Annotated in this window: 14 protein-coding genes; 2 read left to right on the top strand and 12 right to left on the bottom strand. The window is 71.9% G+C overall.

The window, feature by feature from the left end:
• Positions 1 to 97 precede the first annotated feature (97 nt).
• Both L3078_RS32060 and L3078_RS32055 read right to left on the bottom strand, forming a co-directional pair.
• Entirely contained in the window at positions 98 to 3250 is a 3153-nt protein-coding gene (locus L3078_RS32060) for an EAL domain-containing protein (RefSeq protein WP_239757426.1), read from the bottom strand.
• 392 nt (positions 3251 to 3642) lie between these two features.
• Complete coding sequence (locus tag L3078_RS32055) at positions 3643 to 4644, bottom strand: 2-hydroxyacid dehydrogenase (protein ID WP_239757425.1); 1002 nt, start codon at positions 4642 to 4644, stop codon at positions 3643 to 3645.
• Positions 4645 to 4720: 76 nt separating this feature from the next.
• Here L3078_RS32055 and L3078_RS32050 point away from each other — a divergent pair, with 76 nt between their 5' ends.
• Complete coding sequence (locus tag L3078_RS32050) at positions 4721 to 5719, top strand: aldo/keto reductase (protein WP_239757424.1); 999 nt, start codon at positions 4721 to 4723, stop codon at positions 5717 to 5719.
• 185 nt (positions 5720 to 5904) lie between these two features.
• Positions 5905 to 7071: a PQQ-dependent sugar dehydrogenase gene (locus L3078_RS32045; RefSeq protein WP_239757423.1), complete on the top strand. Its 1167-nt coding sequence runs from the start codon at positions 5905 to 5907 to the stop codon at positions 7069 to 7071.
• 8 nt (positions 7072 to 7079) lie between these two features.
• Here the strand turns inward: L3078_RS32045 and L3078_RS32040 are convergent, their stop codons facing one another.
• The 10 genes from L3078_RS32040 to gatC form a co-directional block, all read right to left on the bottom strand.
• On the bottom strand, positions 7080 to 7283 hold the full coding sequence (locus L3078_RS32040; RefSeq protein ID WP_239757422.1) for a DUF6191 domain-containing protein: 204 nt from the start codon (positions 7281 to 7283) through the stop codon (positions 7080 to 7082).
• Positions 7284 to 7364: 81 nt separating this feature from the next.
• Positions 7365 to 10451, bottom strand: a complete 3087-nt coding sequence (locus L3078_RS32035) for a helix-turn-helix transcriptional regulator (RefSeq protein ID WP_239757421.1) — start codon at positions 10449 to 10451, stop codon at positions 7365 to 7367.
• A gap of 110 nt (positions 10452 to 10561) precedes the next feature.
• The gene (locus L3078_RS32030) at positions 10562 to 10777 is read right to left on the bottom strand and encodes a hypothetical protein (protein ID WP_239757420.1); all 216 of its coding nucleotides are present in this window, start codon (positions 10775 to 10777) and stop codon (positions 10562 to 10564) included.
• 205 nt (positions 10778 to 10982) lie between these two features.
• Positions 10983 to 11579, bottom strand: a complete 597-nt coding sequence (locus L3078_RS32025) for a hypothetical protein (protein ID WP_239757419.1) — start codon at positions 11577 to 11579, stop codon at positions 10983 to 10985.
• 35 nt (positions 11580 to 11614) lie between these two features.
• Complete coding sequence (locus L3078_RS32020; protein WP_239757418.1) at positions 11615 to 12190, bottom strand: GNAT family N-acetyltransferase; 576 nt, start codon at positions 12188 to 12190, stop codon at positions 11615 to 11617.
• Positions 12168 to 14420, bottom strand: a complete 2253-nt coding sequence (locus L3078_RS32015; RefSeq protein ID WP_239757417.1) for an MMPL family transporter — start codon at positions 14418 to 14420, stop codon at positions 12168 to 12170. The genes L3078_RS32020 and L3078_RS32015 overlap by 23 nt, the downstream gene beginning before the upstream one ends.
• Positions 14421 to 14643: 223 nt before the next feature.
• Positions 14644 to 16158, bottom strand: coding sequence for an Asp-tRNA(Asn)/Glu-tRNA(Gln) amidotransferase subunit GatB (gene gatB / locus L3078_RS32010; RefSeq protein WP_239757416.1), 1515 nt, complete (start codon positions 16156 to 16158; stop codon positions 14644 to 14646).
• 16 nt (positions 16159 to 16174) lie between these two features.
• Entirely contained in the window at positions 16175 to 16417 is a 243-nt protein-coding gene (locus L3078_RS32005) for a hypothetical protein (protein WP_239757415.1), read from the bottom strand.
• Positions 16414 to 17910 carry an Asp-tRNA(Asn)/Glu-tRNA(Gln) amidotransferase subunit GatA gene (gene gatA / locus L3078_RS32000; protein ID WP_239757414.1) on the bottom strand — a complete coding sequence of 499 codons (1497 nt, stop codon included), beginning with the start codon at positions 17908 to 17910 and terminating at the stop codon, positions 16414 to 16416. The genes L3078_RS32005 and gatA overlap by 4 nt, the downstream gene beginning before the upstream one ends.
• A 7-nt stretch (positions 17911 to 17917) precedes the next feature.
• A complete protein-coding gene (gatC, locus tag L3078_RS31995) occupies positions 17918 to 18214 on the bottom strand; it encodes an Asp-tRNA(Asn)/Glu-tRNA(Gln) amidotransferase subunit GatC (protein ID WP_005480000.1) in 297 nt (98 codons plus the stop codon).
• Positions 18215 to 18422: the final 208 nt, after the last annotated feature.

Raw genomic sequence — 18422 nt, 5'->3', positions numbered from 1 at the left:
CACGGTCCGGTGGGTCCCAGCTTCAGCCGACGCGCTTTCCAAGTACGAGGATTCGGGTGCGCATGGCACTGACCCTCCCCCTCGCGCGCACCGCGTGTCAAGCGGGTGGGACGGGAGTCTCATTATGTGAGCGAAGGGCACTTCCGCCTCCATAAACAGCGGGTACACCACTTGTGTACACCCCCGCGCTCCGCCATGCCCGCTCACCCCCGACACGCCCCTCGGGCTCTCTCGCGCCACCCGCGAACGCGGGTTCCGCGGGCCCTCCGGGCACCGGGTAGTGCCCGAGGGACAGGGCCCGGCGGAGCCGGTACTCGTCCAGTGGTCCGGAGAAGGCCGCGCCCTGCCCGTGGGTGCAGCCCATCGCGCGCAGGACGACCACCTGCTCGGGCAGGTCCACGCCGTCGGCGACGGACTGGAGCCCCAGGTCGTCGGCGATGCGCAGCAACCCCCGGGTGATCTTGTGCAGCCGGGTGGACTCCACGATGCCCTCGACGAGGCTGCGGTCGAGCTTCAGCACGTCGACGGGGAGACGCCGCAGCGCGGTGATGGCCGCGTGTCCGCTGCCGAGGCCGTCCAGGGCGATCCGGACGCCGAGTCGCCGCAGGTGGTGCAACCGGCGCTCCAGCTCGTCGAGCGGGCCCTTGAGCTCGGTGTCGGAGAGCTCCACGACCAGGGAGCCGGAGGGCAGCCCATGGCGGGCCAGGAGCGCCTCCAGCGAGCCCGGGGGCAGTGAGCGGTCCAGCAGGCGCCGGGCGCTCATCCGGACGGACACCGGCACGTTCAGCCCGTTGGTGAGACGGTCGGCGGCCTGCTCGACGGCCTGTTCCAGCATCCAGCGGCCCAGCTCGGCGGTCTTGTCGCTGTCCTCGGAGACCCGCAGGAACTCCGCGGGCGTGAACAGCACCCCCTGGGACGAACGCCATCGGGCGGCCGTGGCGACCGACGAGATCCGGCCGGTCTCCAACTCCACCACGGGCTGGTTCAGCAGCATGAACTCGCCGTCGTGCAGCGCGGCCCGCAGCCGGGTGGCCAGCTCGGCCTTGCGTACGACGTCCTGCTGCATCTGGGGCTTGTACAGCTCGACGCGGCCCTTGCCGGACGCCTTGGCGCGGTACATGGCGAGGTCGGCGTTGCGCAGCAGCTCCCCCGCGCCGAGGCCGGGCTCGGCGAAGGAGACCCCGATGGAGGCGGCCACCCGGACGTCGTTGCCGTCGATGGTGTACGGCTGCGAGAGGGCGATCCTGAGGCGGTCGGCGAGCTCCAGGATGTGCTGCTCGCGGGCGGCCCGGTCGCGGGAGCCGTCGCCGACGATGAGGGCGGCGAACTCGTCGCCGCCGAGGCGGGAGGCGGTGTCCCCCTGCCGGACGGCGTCCTGGAGTCTGCGGGCGGCCTGGACGAGCAGCTCGTCCCCGGCCTGGTGCCCGATGGTGTCGTTGACGGCCTTGAAGCCGTCGAGGTCGATGAAGAGGACCGCCGTGTTGCGCAGGGCGGCGCCCCGGTCGGAGGAGCGGCGGCCGGAGAGCGCCTGCTGGACGCGCTTGGTGAACAGGGCGCGGTTGGGCAGGTCGGTGAGCGGGTCGTGCTCGGCGTTGTGCTGCAGCTGGGCCTGCAGGCGCACTCTTTCGGTCACGTCCCGGCTGTTGAAGATCAGGCCGCCGTGGTGGCGGTTGACCGTGGACTCCACGTTCAGCCAGCCTCCCCCGCCGGCCTTGAAGCGGCACTCGATGCGGGTGGTGGGCTCCTCGGCGGGGCTGGCGGCGAGGAAGCGGCGCACCTCGTGGACGACGCAGCCGAGGTCCTCGGGGTGGATGATCGAGGCCAGCTCCTTGCCGACGAGGTCCTCCGCGGGGCGGCCGTAGACCCCGGCGGCGGCCGGGCTGACGTAGCGGAGGATGCCGTTCGGCGCGGCGATCATGATGACGTCGCTGGAGCCCTGGACCAGGGAGCGGAAGTGGTTCTCCTTCTGGGCCAGTTCCTGGGTGAGGGTGATGTTGTCCAGGAGCATGATGCCCTGGCGGACGACCAGCGCGAGCACGACGGTGCAGGCGGTGATGAGCACGACGCGGTCGACGCTGCGGCCGTTGAGGACGTTGTAGAGGATGCCCAGGGTGCAGACGGCTGCGGCCAGGTACGGAGTGAGTGCGGCCAGGGATCCGGCGATGGGGCGGTTGGCCGGATACCGACCGTGGCCTCCTCCCTGGAGGAGCACATGGACGTGCCCTCCCGGAGAACCGTCGTGCCGGTGGCCCGGGTGCGTCTCGTGCCGGTGGCCCGGCTGCGCTTCGTGGCGGTGGCCGGGGTGCGCCTCGTGGCGGTGGCCCGCGTGCACGTCGTGCCGCTGGCCGGGGATGTGTTCGTGCACCACGCGCCCGTGCCCGCCCTCGTCCGCCTGTCCGCCGCGCTGGCCGGCCCAGGGAGCGTAGGCGAGGAGCAGGGAGCCCGCGAACCAGCCGGCGTCCAGGAGCTGACCGGACTGGTAGCTGGTGTGCAGCAGGGGCGAGGTGAACAGGGCGTCGCACATCACGGTGAGCGCGAGGGCGCCGATCGCCGTGTTGACCGCGGAGCGGTGCATCGAGGAGCGGCGGAAGTGCAGCGCGAGCACCATGCTGACCAGCGCGATGTCGAGCAGCGGGTAGGCCAGCGAGAGCGCGGTGTGCGCCGTGTTGGAGTCCTCCAGCTGGGCGTTCTGGGCGAGCGCCAGGCTCCAGGAGAGGGTGACGAGGGAACCGCCGATGAGCCAGGAGTCCAGGGCCAGGCAGACCCAGCCGGCCTTGGTCACGGGCCTCTTGGCCAGCACCAGCAGGCCGACGATGGCGGGTGGCGCGAAGCAGAGGAAGAACAGGTCCGCGTAGCTCGGTTCGGGCACGGGCCGCTCCAGGACGACCTCGTACCACCCCCAGACGCCGTTGCCCAGGGCCGCCATGGCGGAGGAGAGGGCGAAGAGCAGCCAGGCGGGTCGAAAGCGGCTGCGGCGGCTGCGCGCGTAGCGGAAGCAGGAGACGGCGGCGGCCGCCGCGGCGGCGCTGAGCCCGAAGTCACCCATGACGAGGGCGACTTGCTCATTGCCCCAGCCGAACGCGGCGCCGACGGCGTAGGCCGCGCAGAGCAGGGCGAGGACGAGCTGGGCCCGCAGGCTCCCGCCACCGCGGCCGGACGCCTGCCCGCCGGGCGACAGCGATCCGGACGACGGCTTGGCGGCCCGGAGCGTGGGGTCCAGCGTGGAGGCGGAGGACGGGCGGGTGCTCACGGGGTCTCCCCGGTGAGCGCCGCTCCCGTGTCCCGCCGGTCCCGCTGCGTCGGGTGGGTGTGCTTTCTGCGGCTGCTGTGCCTGCGGTACTGACCGTGACCGCCGCTGCCGCCGTGGCTCCCGTGCGGGTGCCTCCGCGTCGCAGCTCGCCAGGGTCGCCGTCGCCGGCTCCGCCGCGTCGGATCGTTCGTCCATAGGCCGTGCATCGCCCGTCGCCCCCCTCGCTGTCTCAAGTCCGTCCCCGGCGCCGAACGGTGCGCGGCGCAGCCCCTGTCGGGGACGATACACCAGTCTCGTCACTCAGGGACATAGTTCCTCTACGCTCAGTGACCACCTGCGGCAACACGAGCACGTTCCGCTTCCGAAGGAATGCGGAGGGTGCCCGAAGTGGATTACGCGTCGTCCGTCTCGCCTGTCGTAAGGACCACGTTGCGCAGTGGCTCCCGGTTCACGAAACGCCCCAACTGGTCCACCAACAGCCTTTTGGCACGCGGCAGGAAGGCCGACGTGGGACCGCCGACGTGCGGGCTGATGAGCACCCCGGGCGCGCGCCAGAGCGGGTGCCCCGGCGGCAGCGGCTCGGGATCGGTGACGTCGAGCGCCGCGGTGATGCGGCCGTTGTCCAGTTCTGTCAGCAGCGCCTTGGTGTCGACGACGCCTCCGCGGGCAACATTCACCAAGAGGGCCCCGTTCTTCATGTGGGCCAGGAAATCGGCGTTGACCAGGCCTTTCGTCTGTTCCGTGAGAGGCGTGGACAGGATCACGACATCCGCCTGCGGCAGCAGGGAGGGCAGTTCGGTGAACGAATGCACCGGTCCGCGCGCCGTGGTGCGCTCAGAGCGCGCGACGCGCGCCACCCGCGCCACCTCGAAGGGAACGAGCCGGTCCTCGATGGCGGCGCCGATCGCGCCGTAACCGACGATCAGCACCGTCCTGTCGGCGAGCGCGGGGCGGAAGTCGCCCTGCCAGCGCTCCTGTTGCTGGGCCCGGACGAAGTCGGGGACACCGCGCAGCGAGGCGAGGGTCAGGGTGAGCGCGAGTTCGGCCGTGCTGGCCTCGTGCACTCCGCGGGCGTTGCACAGCTGGACACCGGGAGCGACCACGGACAGCCGGGCCGTGATGTCGTCGACCCCGGCCGTGAGCGTCTGGACGACGCGCAGGTTCCGCATGGCCGCCAGCGGGTTGGCCGCCACCGCCCGGCGCTTCATATAGGGGACCACGTACAGGACGCAGTCGGCGGGGTCGCCCGGATAGGGCTGCGTGCCGTCCTCGCCCCCGTCCCAGAAGAGGTAGTTGGGGCCCTTCGGGAGCCCCTCGATCTCGTCCGGCGGGATGGAGAGCCACACGTCGGCGGTCACGTCCGGGGTCGGGTCTGCGGTCGCGTCAGCAGTCATGCTCCGGAGGCTATGTCAGGTACCCGCTACGGCAGAGGTTAGGTTGGGGGTTCGGGAGAGGGAGGGTCACGACCAGGTGGAGCGCAGGACGATCGGCGCGGCGACGCTCGAGGTGGGGGCCGTAGGACTCGGGTGCATGCCGATGAGCTGGGCGTACACCGGGTCGCGGCAACGGGGCGACGAGTCGATGCGGACGGTGCACCGGGCCCTCGACCTCGGCACCACGCTGCTGGACACGGCCGACATGTACGGCCCCTTCACCAACGAGCTGCTGGTGGGCCGGGTGCTGAAGGAGCGCCGCGCGGAGGCCTTCGTCTCCACCAAGGTCGGCCTGCTGGTGGGCGAGCAGCACATCGTGGCCAACGGCCGCCCCGGCTATGTGAAACGTGCCTGCGACGCCTCGCTGCGCCGGCTCCAGACCGATGTCATCGACCTCTACCAGCTCCATCGCGCGGACCCCGAGGTGCCCGTGGAGGAGACGTGGGGCGCGATGGCGGAACTCGTCCAGGCCGGGAAGGTGCGGGCGTTGGGTCTGTGCGCGGTGGGCGCGCGGGCGGGCCGTCGGCCGGGAGCGGGGGTGCACGACACCACGCTCCGCCAGCTCCAGCGGGTCCAGCAGATCTTCCCGGTGAGCGCGGTGCAGGCGGAGTTGTCGGTCTGGTCGCGGGAGGCGCTGGACGCCCTCCTTCCGTGGTGCGTGGCCCGTGGCATCGGCTTTCTCGCGGCCATGCCTCTGGGGAATGGTTTCCTCACCGGCACCCTGACGCCCGGCGAGGGCTTCGAGCCGGACGATCTCCGGGCCCGCCACCCCCGCTTCACCGCCGAGATGATGGCGGCCAACCAGCCCCTCGTCGTCGGACTGCGCCGGGTCGCGGCCCGCCACGGGGCGACGGTGACGCCGGCCCAGGTCGCCCTCGCCTGGATCCTGTCCCTCGGCCCCCACGTGGTCCCGGTGCCGGGGACGAAGCAGGCCCGGTGGGTGACGGAGAACGCGGCCGCCCACGCGCTGCGCCTGACGCCGCAGGACCTGGCCGAGGTGGCGGCCCTGCCGCCCGCGCGGGGATCCTGGGACTGAGGCGCGCGGGACTTTCGGACCAGGGCCCAGGGGCCATGGGGCCAGGGGCCAGGGACTCAGGAGGCGGCCGTCGGCCCGCCGCGCGGCCTGCATCCGGCGAAAGATCCGCTGGTTCGGGCGGAGGTGGAACTTGTGGGGCACTCGCGGTGTAAGACAAGTAGAAGTTCCACGCCGAAGGGATCGTGATGGTGCAACGTCGAGTGGTGACGGCCGCGTTGGCCGCAGCCCTGCTCCTGGTGACGACCGGCTGCTCCTCCGACGACGGGGAGAAGACGGACGCGGCAGGCAGCTCACCCCCGAGCAGCAGCAGTGCCGGTTCGTCCCCGCCCGGCAAGGCGGCGGACGAGACACCTCCCGCGAAGGGCTCGGTGAAGGTGGTCCGCACCGTCGCCGAAGATCTCGATTCCCCCTGGGGCCTCGCGCCCCTCCCCGAGGGCGGCCTCCTCGTCTCCTCCCGTGACGAGGCCACGATCAGCAGGATCGACGAGAAGACCGGCAAGCGGACCGAGCTGGGCGAGGTCCCCGGCGTCGCCCCGGCGGGCGAGGGCGGCCTCATGGGCATCGCCGTCTCCCCGGACTACGCCTCCGACCACATGATCTACGCGTACTTCACCTCGGAGTCCGACAACCGGATCGTGCGGATGCTCTACGACCCCGAGAAGCCGGCCGGCGAACAGCTCGGCGCCCCCGACACCATCCTCCGGGGCATCCCCAAGGGCACCAACCACAACGGCGGCCGGCTCGCCTTCGGCCCCGACCGGATGCTGTACGCGAGCACGGGCGAGCGGTACGAGGGCCCCCTGGCCCAGGACAAGAAGTCCCTCGGCGGCAAGATCCTCCGTATGACCCCGGAGGGGCAGCCGGCCCCCGGCAACCCCTTCGACGACTCCGTCGTCTACTCGTACGGCCACCGCAACGTCCAGGGCCTCGCCTGGGACTCCGAACAGCGCCTGTTCGCCTCGGAGTTCGGTCAGAACACCTGGGACGAGCTGAACCACATCCGCCCCGGCGGGAACTACGGGTGGCCGGAGGTCGAGGGCGAGGGCGGCGAGTCCGGCTATGTCGACCCGGTGGCCGTGTGGAGCACGGAGGAGGCCTCCCCGAGCGGCATCGCCATCGCGGAGGGCTCGGTGTGGATGGCAGGCCTGCGCGGCCAGCGTCTGTGGCGCGTCCCCCTCGACGGCACGAAGACCGCCGCCGACCCCCAGCCCTTCCTGGAGGGCGACTACGGCCGCCTCCGCACCGTGGTCTCCGCCGGTGGCGACAAACTCTGGCTGGTGACCAGCGAGACGGACGGACGGGGCTCCCCGGAGAACGGCGACGACAAGATCCTCGAGCTGGAGGTGACGTAGGCCTCCGCCTACTCCTCGGCCGTCGTGGCCGACTCGGCCTCCTTCTCCACGGGCTCGGGCGGGCGTATGACGACCTTCCCGGACGCGAGGTCTATCGGTCCGCGTCCTGGATCGTTGTCCCCGACGTCCTCACGGGTCAGTGCCAGCCGGTTCTCCTCGTCACGGGTGTGCTTGCGGGCAGGTGCGAACAGTTCCTCGAAGGCGTTGAACACTGTGCTCCCTCCCCCAGGGCCACGAGGCGGCGGGCGGGCGGTCCCGGTCGAACGGCGGAGCCTCGGTGGTCCTCCCTTCCATCATCCCGCTGCGAGCCGGTCTCCGGCCCCTGTCGGGGCCAGTCCCACCCGGTGGGCCACCGCCGCCGCCTCGCCGCGGCTGGAGACGCCGAGCTTGGCGAGGATGTTGGAGACGTGGACGCTCGCCGTCTTGGGGGAGATGAAGAGTTCCTCGGCTATCTGGCGGTTGGTGCGGCCGGCGGCGACCAGGCGGAGGACGTCGTCCTCGCGGTCGGTGAGGCCGAGCGCGGCCACGGGATCGGCGGGTGTGAGCGCCGGCTCGGGGGCGCGGCTCAGGGTGAGGCGGGCTCGGCGGGCGAGGAGGGCGACCTCGTCGGCGAGGGGGCGGGCGCCGAGGTGGTCGGCGACGGCGGCGGCCAGCCGCAGCAGTTCCGTCGCCCGGTCGCGGACCTCGTCGCCTGTGCCGTCGGCCAGCAGCGCCTCGGCGAGGCGGTGGCGGACGCGGGCCAGGTCGTAGGGCCGGTCCAGGGGCTCGAAGGCGGTGACGACGTCGGACCAGATGTCCGGGGCCACGGTCCCCTCGGCGCGTTGGAGTTCGGCGCGGACCCAGCGTTCGTGGGCGAGCCAGATCGGTGAGCCGGTGGTGAGCTTCTTGGCCACGGTGAAGATCCGGTCGAGGCTCTCGGCGCGGCCGGGCTCGGCGGCCGGGAGTGCGCGGGCGTCGGCCTCGGCGGTGGCGGAGGCGAGGAGGAGGGGCCAGGCGTAGCGCTGGGTTCCGACGGCGAAGCCGGTGTCGAGGACGCGGGCCAGTTCCGCGCGGGCGTCCGTGAGGCGCTCCTCGGCGGCGGCGATGCCGAGGGCGAGACTGGAGAGGGGCAGATCGTTCTGGGGCGTGGGGTTGTGGTGGCCGTAGTGGCCGCGGGCGGCGGCGAGGTGACCGCGGGCCTCGGCGATGTCGCCGCGGGCGAGGGCGATGGAGGCTTGGATGAGGGTGCTGAGGCCTCGGGGTTTCTGGCTGGAGACGACGTTCTGGGCCATTTTCACCGCTTCCAGGGCCTCGTCCCAGCGGCCCAGGGAGAGCAGGGACTCGGCGAGGTTGCCCCACACCCAGGCCTCGGACTCCAGCAGGCCCCGGCGTCGGGTGACGTCGATGCCTTCCTTCAGCAGGCGCACGGCGTCCTGGGAGCGTCCGATGCCCTCCAGGCAGGACGGGAGGTTGACATAGGAGCGGCCCACGACGGCGGCGGGGCCGCGTTCGAGGGAGCGGCGGCGGACGTCCTCCATCACGGCGATGCCCGTCTCGACGTCGCCGGCGTCGACCATCAGGCCGCCGAGGGTGAGGCGGGCGTTGAGTTCGATGTCCTCGGCGCCGACCATACGTGCGTAGTCGACGGCGCGCTGGGCGTCGGAGAGCGCGTCGGGGCCGGGGGCGTGGAGCATGGACCAGCCGGCCACCCGGGAGAGCACTTCGGCGTGCACCTCGGAGGGGGGAAGGCCGCGTACGAGGTCCTGGGCGGTGGCGAGTTCCTTCCAGCCGTCGCCCCGGGCGAGGCCCTCGGTGAGCATGGAGCGCTGGACCCAGAACCAGGCGGTGCGCAGCGGGTCGCCCCCGTCCGCGAGCAGGTCCAGTGCGCGCCGGGTGATCCGCATGGCTCGCTCCCGCTCTCCGCAGAGTCGTCCGGCGACGGCGGCCTCGGCCATGAGGTCGAGGTAGCGCAGCGGGGTGGTGGCCGGGTCGCAGCCGCAGGGCGGGAAGACCTCGGTGTAGTCGACGGGGCGCAGCGCGGCGCGCACGGCCTCGGGGGCGGCGTCCCACAGCTCCATCGCCCGTTCCAGGAGGCGGAGTTGTTCGGCGTGGGCGTGCCGGGAGCGGGCCTCGGCGGAGGCGTCGAGGACGGCGGGCAGGGCCTTGGCGGCGTCGTGGGCGTGGTACCAGTAGCTGGCCAGGCGGGTGGCGCGGCCGTCGGTGGGGACGAGGGCGGGGTCGGCCTCCAGGGCCTCGGCGTAGCGGCGGTTGAGGCGGGAGCGTTCGCCGGGCAGCAGGTCGTCGCTGACGGCCTCGCGGACCAGGGAGTGCCGGAAGCGGTAGCCGTCGCCGCCGGGGGCGGCGAGCAGGAGGTTGGCGCCGACGGCGGCCCGCAGGGCTTCGATGAGGTCGTCCTCGGGGAGCCCGGCCACTGCGGCGAGCAGGGCGTACTCCACGGTGGAGCCGCCCTCGGCGACGATGCGGGCGATCCGCTGGGCGTCCTCGGGGAGCCGTTCGACGCGGACGAGGAGCAGGTCGCGCAGGGAGTCGGTGAGGCCGGGGCAGCCGCCGTCGTGAGCGGCGGCGGCGAGTTCCTCGACGAAGAAGGCGTTGCCGTCGGAGCGGTCGAAGATCTCGTCGACGCGCTCCGGTTCGGGTTCGGTGGCGAGGATGCCGGCGAGTTGGTGGCCGACCTCGGCGCGGTTGAAGCGGGGCAGTTCGACGCGGCGGACCGTGCGGAGGCGGTCGAGTTCGGCGAGGAGGGGGCGCAGGGGGTGGCGGCGGTGGATGTCGTCGGAGCGGTAGGTGGCGAGGACGACGAGGCGGCCGGTGCGCAGCGTGCGCAGGAGGTAGGACAGGAGGTGGCGGGTGGAGGCGTCGGCCCAGTGCAGGTCCTCCAGGACGAGGACGACCGTGCGGTCGGCGGCGAGGCGTTCCAGCAGGCGGGCGGTGAGTTCGAAGAGGCGGGCGGTGCCCTCCTCGTCGTGCCGGGCGCGCGGGGCCTCGCCCAACTCGGGCAGCAGCCGGGCCAGTTCCTGTTCCTGTCCGGCGGCCGCGGCGGCGAGTTCGTCGGGCAGTCGGCGGCGCAGGGCACGCAGGGCGGTGGAGAAGGGTGCGTAGGGCAGGCCGTCGGCACCGATCTCGACACAGCCACCGACGGCGACGACCGCGCCCCCGCGCGCGGCCTCGCCGGTGAACTCCTCGACGAGGCGGGTCTTTCCGACCCCTGCCTCGCCGCCGAGCAGCAGCGCCTGCGGGCCGCCGCCCCCGTCTCCCCCGTTCCCCGCCGCGCCTGTGGCGCCGCCGTCGGCGCGGGCCAACGCCTCGCGCAACACGTTCAGTTCGTCGACACGACCCACGAACACCGGACTGACGGACCTGGTCTCCACATCGCCGAGCATCGCACGGCCCGCGGATACTTCGGCACCGATTATCCGGGGCCCCCGGGCGGCCGGACGGCGACCGTCCGCCCCGGGGAGGGGTCCCGTGCCGGCGCGGCCGGCGGTCCCCGTCACGCGGCGCGTGGGAAGCGGAGCCGGCGCGGGCGGTGGCTCGGCACGCTCCCCTCCGCGTCCTGTTCCCCCTCCCCCGTGGCGGACCTCGTGGCGGTCGTGGAGTCGTGTGCGGCCGCGCGGCGGGCGCGGCGGGCCTCGCGTACCTGGCGGTAGTGCTCGGCCTCGCGGATCAGCTCGGCGGAACGGATCTGCTGGAGCTCGTACTCGAACATCTCGTACCCCTCGTGAAGAGTCGGTCTCGGCTCGCTTGCTGCGATGCCTCGACTTTCGTCCGTGAGGGGGGTGCGCCACATCGGGAGAGTTCCGCATCTTGAAAGGCGGGAGGGGCCTTAGGACCGCCGTAGGGATGCCTACGACGGGCCTAAGGCCCCTCAGAAGCCGCTCGGTCCGCCCTGTCCGGGCGGGTGTGCGTCCGGGTCAGGTCTTCGGCAGTGCCAGGATGAGGTCGGAGTACTTCAGGGCGGCCAGCACCAGCCCGATGAAGCCGACGGAGACACCGGCCCAGGCCACCGACTTGATCCACGGCGTCTGCACCTGGTCGGGGTCGCCGAACGCGGGCCGCACCAGCACGGCCACACCGACGATCAGGCCGACGAGAGCGAAGAGGCCGCCCCACAGGGCGGAGGCCTGCCAGGCGTCGCCGTAGACGGCCTGGAGCTGGGTGGAGACGGTCGCGTTCGTCGCGGCCTGCATCTCCAGCTGCCCGGTGATCTCCTCACGCGCGGAGGCGACGCTGCCGACCCAGCCCCCGGTCAGCGAGACGAGGCCCAGCACCACGGACACGATGCCGGCGGCACCCTGGCCGACGCCCGGCGTCGCCTTCGCGGTGGCCGGCGGGAACTCCTCGTCGAACTCCGCGGCCTCCTCGGAGTCGTCGGCCGGGGTCTGGCCCTCGGCTTCCGTCGCGGCATCCTCCTTCGCCGCGTCCTCCTTGGTGATGTTCACCGCCTCGTCGTCGTTCCTGGCCTCGGCGCCCGTGTCGGCCCCGGTCTCGTCCACTGTCTTGGTTCCCATACCTCGCACCGTACGAATGTTGTCTGAGAGGTTTCTTAACGATCCTTGTGGGCGCTGCGGGCGCGTGCCGCACGCCATTCGGGCGCCAGGACGGACCATATCTCCAAGTCGTGCCGGACACCCCGGTGGGGATATCTCTCGCGCTGCACACCGTCCCTGACCATGCCGAGCCGTCGTGCCACAGCGAGGCTCGGCTTGTTGCCGGAGGCCGCGATCCACTCGACCCGGTGGACGGCGCGGACGTCGACGGCCCAGTCGATGAGGATCCGCATGGCGCGGGTGACGAGCCCTCGCCCGGTGCCGGCGGGCTCCAGCCAGCAGCCGACCTCGCAGTTGGCGTTCTCCGCGTCGAAGTTGAGGAAGAGGACCCCGCCGACGAGTGTGCCGTCGAGCCAGATGCCGTGCAGGGAGCCGGTGTCGGCGGCGCGCATGTCGGCGTACCGCTGGAGGACGGCGCGGGCGCCGTCGACGTCGGTGGCGCTCTGGCCGAAGGGGACGTACTGGTTGATGAAGTCCCGTCCCCGTTCCAGGTGGGTGAGGAACTCCTCGGCGTGCCAGGGGTCCAGGGGCCGCAGTTCGGCTCCGTCGTCACCCAGGGATATCGCGTACATCCTTCGGCCGCTCCTTCTCCAGATCGTCCACCACGACGTCCGCGAGCCTCTCATGGGCGGCGCGGGTCTCGGGCGGTTCGATGCTGATGCGGGGCATGCGCCGGTCCAGCCAGCGGGGGAGCCACCAGTTGGCGCCGCCGAGCATGTGCATGAGGGCGGGGACGAGGAGCGTGCGCAGGACGAAGGCGTCCAGGGCGACGGCGGCGGCGAGCGCGATGCCGAACATGGCGATGACGCGGTCGCCGCTGAGCACGAAGGCGAGGAAGACGGAGATCATGATGACGGCCGCGGAGTTGATCACCCGGCTGGTCTCGGCGAGGCCGACGCGGACCGCGCGCCGGTTGTCGCCGGTCTCCAGCCACTCCTCGTACATCCGGCTGACCAGGAAGACCTGGTAGTCCATGGAGAGCCCGAAGAGGACCGAGACCATGATCACGGGGAGGAAGGGTTCGATCGGCCCGGCCCGGCCGAGGCCCAGCAGCTCGCTCCCCCAGCCCCACTGGAAGATCGCGACGACCACGCCGAACGCGGCGGCGACGGCGGCGACGTTCATCGCGGCGGCCTTGAGCGGTATCCCGACGGACCGGAAGGCGAGCAGGAGCAGCAGACAGCCGAGGCCGATGACGACGCCGACGAACAGCGGGAGCTTGCCCACGATGACGTCCGCGAAGTCGTCGTATCCGGCGGTCACCCCGCCGACGTGCAGATCCAGCGAGGTGCCGGTCTCGGCACGCGGCAGTACCTCGTCGCGCAGCCGTTCGACCAGCTCGCTGGTCCGCGCGGACTGCGGGGAGGAGTCGGGGACGACGGTGAGGTACGCGGTGTCGCCGCCGGTGTTGTACGTCACCGGGGTCACCGCCGAGACGCCCTCGGTGGCCCGGAGCGTGCTGTCGAGGTTGTCGAGGGCGAGCTTGTCGGCGGCGCCGTCGACCTCGGTGACCAGGGTGAGGGGGCCGTTCATCCCGGGCCCGAAGCCCTCGGCGAGGAGGTCGTAGGCCTGGCGGGTGGTGGTCGTCCTCGGGTCGTTGCCCTGGTCGGAGGTGCCGAGGCGCAGTCCGAGGGTGGGCAGGGCGAGCAGGGTCATGACGACGAGGGCGAGCGCGCCGAGCTTCTTCGGGTGCCGCTCGACGAAGGCGGACCAGCGGGCGGCGAAGCCGGTGGGCAACTCGGGCTCGGGGCCGTGTTCGGCGAGGCGGCGGCGCTCGCGGCGGCTCAGCGCCCGCATGCCGATGAACGACAGCAGGGCCGGCAGCAGCGTCACGGACGCGGCGACGGTGAGGACCACGGTGAGGGAGGCGGCGATCGCGACGCCGTTGAGGAAGCCGAGCCGCAGGATCAGCATGCCCAGCAGGGCTATGCAGACCGTGGCGCCGGCGAAGACCACGGCCCGTCCGGTGGTCGCGACGGCGCTCCGCGCGGCCTCCTCCACGGACAGGCCCCGTTTCAGCCCCCGGCGGTGCCGGGTCACGATGAACAGCGCGTAGTCGATGCCGACGCCGAGGCCGATGAGGGTGCCCAGCATGGGCGCGAAGTCGGCGACCGTCATGGCGTGCCCGAGCAGGGTGATCCCCGCGTAGGCTGTGCCCACGCTGACGAGCGCGGTGGCGATCGGCAGCAGCGAGGCGGCGAGCGAGCCGAAGGCGAGGAAGAGGACGACGGCGGCGACGAGCACGCCGACGATCTCCGCGAGGTGCCCGCCGGAGGTCTCGGTGAGGCCGATCGAGGTGCCGCCCAGCTCCACCTGGAGCCCGTCGCCCTCGGCGGCCTTCGCCGTGTCGACGACGGCCTCGGCCTGCGCCTTGTCCACGTCCTCGGCGGGCTTGTCGAAGGTGACGGTGGCGTACGCCGTACGGCCGTCCTCGCTGATCCGGCCGCCGTCGGCGCCGTCGTAGGGGTCGGTCACGGCGGCGACGCCCGGCAGGTCGGCGATCTCGTCGAGCGTCTTCGTCATGGTCTGCTCGACGGCGGCGGCCCGCACACCCGCGGTCCCGTCGCCGGCCGTCCCGTCGCTCGTGTGCCAGACGACGGTGGCGCTGTCGCCGCTGACGCCCGGGAAGCCCGCGTTCAGCAGGTCGGTGGCGCGGCTGGACTCGGTTCCGGGGGTCTTGTAGTCGTTCGAGTACGCGGCTCCCGCGACGGCGGCGCCGGCGGCCGTGCCGGCGAAGGCGAGAAGCCACAGAAGGACGGCGACAAGACGGTGCCGGACACACCAGCGCGCGAGGGCTGCCACGGGTCGTGCTCCTGAGGGGGGAGGCGTGAGGGATTCCCGCAACTCTCGCACCACAATGTGATCGTTTGGCCCCTTTGAGGGTCTCCTCACACGGGATGGGAGGCACCTCACAGGACAGACGGCGGCACTCTGTCACCCTGCCTCACGACCGGACGCACGCCTGAGGGCGGCACATCGCAGGGATGCGCCGCCCTCAGGGATACGCGACGGAACCGCCGGCCGTTCAGCCCTCGCCGACGCCCAGCTTCTCCAGGATCAGCTCCTTGACGCGGGCCGCGTCCGCCTGGCCGCGGGTGGCCTTCATGACCGCGCCGACCAGGGCACCGGCCGCGGCCACCTTGCCGCCGCGGATCTTGTCCGCGATGGCCGGGTTGCCCGCGATGGCCTCCTCGACCGCCGTGGTCAGGGCGCCCTCGTCGGAGACGACCTTCAGACCGCGCTTGTCGACGACCTCGTCCGGGGTGCCTTCGCCCGCGAGGACGCCCTCGATGACCTGACGGGCGAGCTTGTCGTTCAGGTCGCCCTTCGAGACCAGCTCGGTGACCCGCGCGACCTGCTCCGGCGTGATGGCCAGCTCGTCCAGCGCCTTGCCCGACTCGTTGGCGCTGCGGGCCAGCTCGCCCATCCACCACTTGCGGGCGGAGGCGGCGTCCGCCCCGGCCTCGATGGTGGCGACGATGAGGTCCAGCGCCCCGGCGTTGAGGATCGCCTGCATCTCGGTGCCGGAGATGCCCCACTCCGCGAGGAGCCGGTTGCGGCGGACCAGCGGCAGCTCGGGCAGCGCGGCCCGCAGCTCCTCGACCCACTCGCGCGAGGGGGCCACCGGCACGAGGTCCGGCTCGGGGAAGTACCGGTAGTCCTCGGCCTCCTCCTTCACACGGCCCGAGGTCGTGGACCCCGTGTCCTCGTGGAAGTGCCGGGTCTCCTGGATGATCGTCCCGCCGCCGCTCAGCACGGCCGCGTGCCGCTGGATCTCGAAGCGGGCGGCCCGCTCGACGGACCGCAGCGAGTTGACGTTCTTCGTCTCCGAACGCGTACCGAACTTCTCGGTGCCGTGCGGGCGCAGCGACAGGTTCACGTCGCAGCGCATCTGGCCCATCTCCATCCGGGCCTCGGAGACACCGAGCGCCTTGATGACCTCGCGCAGCTCACGGACGTACGCCTTGGCGACCTCGGGAGCCCGCTCGCCCGCGCCCTCGATCGGCTTGGTGACGATCTCGATGAGCGGGATGCCCGCGCGGTTGTAGTCGAGCAGCGAGTGCGAGGCGCCGTGGATACGGCCCGTCGCGCCACCGACGTGCGTCGACTTGCCGGTGTCCTCCTCCATGTGGGCGCGCTCGATCTCCACGCGGAAGGTCTCGCCGTCCTCCAGCTGGACGTCGAGGTAGCCGTTGAAGGCGATCGGCTCGTCGTACTGGGAGGTCTGGAAGTTCTTCGGCATGTCCGGATAGAAGTAGTTCTTCCGGGCGAAGCGGCACCACTCGGCGATCTCGCAGTTCAGCGCGAGACCGATCTTGATCGCCGACTCGACGCCGATCGCGTTGACGACCGGGAGCGCGCCGGGCAGGCCGAGGCAGGTGGGGCAGGTCTGCGTGTTGGCGTCCTGACCGAGTTCGGTCGAACAGCCGCAGAACATCTTGGTCTTGGTGCCGAGTTCGACGTGGACCTCGAGGCCCATGACGGGGTCGTACGACGCCAGCGCGTCCTCGTACGACACCAGGTCGGTCGTGGTGGTCACGGTGGAAACTTCCCTCTCAGCCCAGCAGGACGTCGTCGTCGCCCAGCCGCTTCAGTTCGCGGTACAGGATGGCGAGGCCGGTGACGATGCCGACGGCGGCCACGGACGCGTCGATCAGCCGCAGCGTGTCCTGATCGGCGCGGGCCTTCTTGATCCGCTTGGCGATGCCCCACGCGCCGAACGCGGTGGTGGCGATGGACACGTACGTACCGGACTTGGACTTCTGGAAGTCCTTGGCCTTGGACAGTGCGTTGCTCACAGCGACGGAGCCTCCTCGAGAAGCGGGTGTCCCCACTTTTCCACGAAGGCGGCCTCGACGGCGGCGCCGACCTTGTAAAGACGGTCGTCCTTGAGCGCCGGGGCGATGATCTGCAGTCCGACCGGCAGCCCGTCCTCCGGCGCGAGGCCGCAGGGCAGGGACATCGCGGCGTTGCCCGCGAGGTTGGTCGGGATGGTGCAGAGGTCCGCCAGGTACATCGCCATCGGGTCGTCGGCGCGCTCGCCGATCGGGAAGGCGGTGGTGGGCGTGGTCGGCGAGACGATGACGTCGACCTTCTCGAACGACTTCTCGAAGTCCCGCGTGATGAGCGTACGGACCTTCTGGGCGCTGCCGTAGTACGCGTCGTAGTAGCCGGAGCTGAGCGCGTACGTGCCGAGCATGATGCGGCGCTTCACCTCGGGGCCGAAGCCCGCCTCACGGGTGAGGGAGGTGACGGCCTCGGCCGAGTTCGTGCCGTCGTCGCCGGTCCGCAGGCCGTAGCGCAGGCCGTCGAAGCGGGCGAGGTTGCTCGAACACTCGCTCGGCGCGATCAGGTAGTACGCGGCCAGCGCCAGGTCGAACGACGGGCAGTCCAGCTCGACGATCTCGGCGCCCAGCTCCTTCAGCAGCTCGACCGACTCGTCGAACCGCTGGACCACACCGGCCTGGTAGCCCTCGCCGCGGAACTGCTTGACGACACCGACGCGCATCCCGGCGACGCTGCCGTTGCGGGCGGCCTCGACGACCGGCGGGACCGGGGCGTCGATGGAGGTGGAGTCGAGCGGGTCGTGCCCGGCGATCACCTCGTGCAGCAGCGCCGCGTCCAGGACCGTACGGGCGCAGGGCCCGCCCTGGTCGAGGGAGGAGGAGAACGCGACCATGCCGTAGCGGGAGACCGCGCCGTACGTCGGCTTGACGCCGACCGTGCCGGTGACGGCGGCCGGCTGACGGATCGAGCCGCCGGTGTCGGTGCCGATGGCGAGGGGCGCCTGGTAGGAGGCGAGCGAGGCGGAGGAACCGCCGCCGGAGCCGCCCGGGATGCGGGTGAGGTCCCACGGGTTGCCGGTGGGCCCGTAGGCGCTGTTCTCGGTGGAGGACCCCATGGCGAACTCGTCCATGTTGGTCTTGCCGAGGATGACGACGTCCGCGTCCTTGAGCCGCTTGGTGAGCGTGGCGTCGTACGGCGGGATCCAGCCCTCCAGGATCTTCGACCCGACGGTGGTGGGAATGCCGACCGTGGTGAAGATGTCCTTGAGCGCGAGCGGGACACCGGCGAGCGGGCCGAGCTTCTCGCCCCGGGCCTTCTTCTCGTCGACGGCGCGGGCCTGAGCGAGGGCGCCCTCGCGGTCGACGTGCAGGAAGGCGTGCACCTTCTCGTCGACGGCCTCGATCCGGGCGAGGTGGGCCTCGGTGACCTGCACTGCGGTGAGTTCGCCGGAGGCGATCTTCGCGGCGATCTCCGCCGCGGTGAGCTTGATGATGCTGTCGGTCATGACGTGATCAGTCCTCCCCCAGGATCTGCGGCACCTTGAAACGCTGCTGCTCCTGGGCCGGGGCGGCGGAAAGCGCCTGCTCGGGGGTGAGCGACGGACGGACCTCGTCCGCGCGCATGACGTTCGTCAGCGGCAGCGGGTGCGAGGTCGGCGGTACATCTTGGTCGGCGACCTCGCTGACGCGGGCGACCGCGCCGATGATGTCGTCCAGCTGGCCCGCGAAGTGTTCGAGTTCTTCGGGCTTCAGCTCCAGACGCGCCAGCCGGGCGAGGTGGGCGACCTCCTCGCGCGTGATGCCAGGCATGCAGCGATCCTCTGGGGTGAGTGTGTGTGGTTTGGCGCCAATCCTATGGGGCGCGGGGCGTTGTCCGCGCACGGGTTCTTCGCCCCCGCCGCCCCTACCCGTCCCATCCCCAGGGGCTGCGCCCCTTCGACCCCCACACGTCCGCCCGGTGGGGGCTGGTCGCGCAGTTCCCCGCGCCCCTGAAAAAGCGGGCTGCGCCCTGCTTTTT

Origin of the sequence: Streptomyces deccanensis (assembly GCF_022385335.1) — a bacterium.
Classification (GTDB): domain Bacteria; phylum Actinomycetota; class Actinomycetes; order Streptomycetales; family Streptomycetaceae; genus Streptomyces; species Streptomyces deccanensis.
The sequence above is the reverse complement of the archived record's forward strand: the minus strand, read 5'-3'. Positions and strand labels throughout refer to the sequence as shown.

Coding starts and splice junctions, on each gene's coding strand:
- L3078_RS32025 (WP_239757419.1), bottom strand. CDS start 11,579: ATGGGAACCAAGACAGTGGACGAGACCGGGGCCGACACGGGCGCCGAG.
- L3078_RS32020 (WP_239757418.1), bottom strand. CDS start 12,190: ATGTACGCGATATCCCTGGGTGACGACGGAGCCGAACTGCGGCCCCTG.
- L3078_RS32045 (WP_239757423.1), top strand. CDS start 5,905: ATGGTGCAACGTCGAGTGGTGACGGCCGCGTTGGCCGCAGCCCTGCTC.
- gatC (WP_005480000.1), bottom strand. CDS start 18,214: ATGCCTGGCATCACGCGCGAGGAGGTCGCCCACCTCGCCCGGCTGGCG.
- L3078_RS32035 (WP_239757421.1), bottom strand. CDS start 10,451: ATGCTCGGCGATGTGGAGACCAGGTCCGTCAGTCCGGTGTTCGTGGGT.
- L3078_RS32055 (WP_239757425.1), bottom strand. CDS start 4,644: ATGACTGCTGACGCGACCGCAGACCCGACCCCGGACGTGACCGCCGAC.
- gatA (WP_239757414.1), bottom strand. CDS start 17,910: ATGACCGACAGCATCATCAAGCTCACCGCGGCGGAGATCGCCGCGAAG.
- L3078_RS32030 (WP_239757420.1), bottom strand. CDS start 10,777: ATGTTCGAGTACGAGCTCCAGCAGATCCGTTCCGCCGAGCTGATCCGC.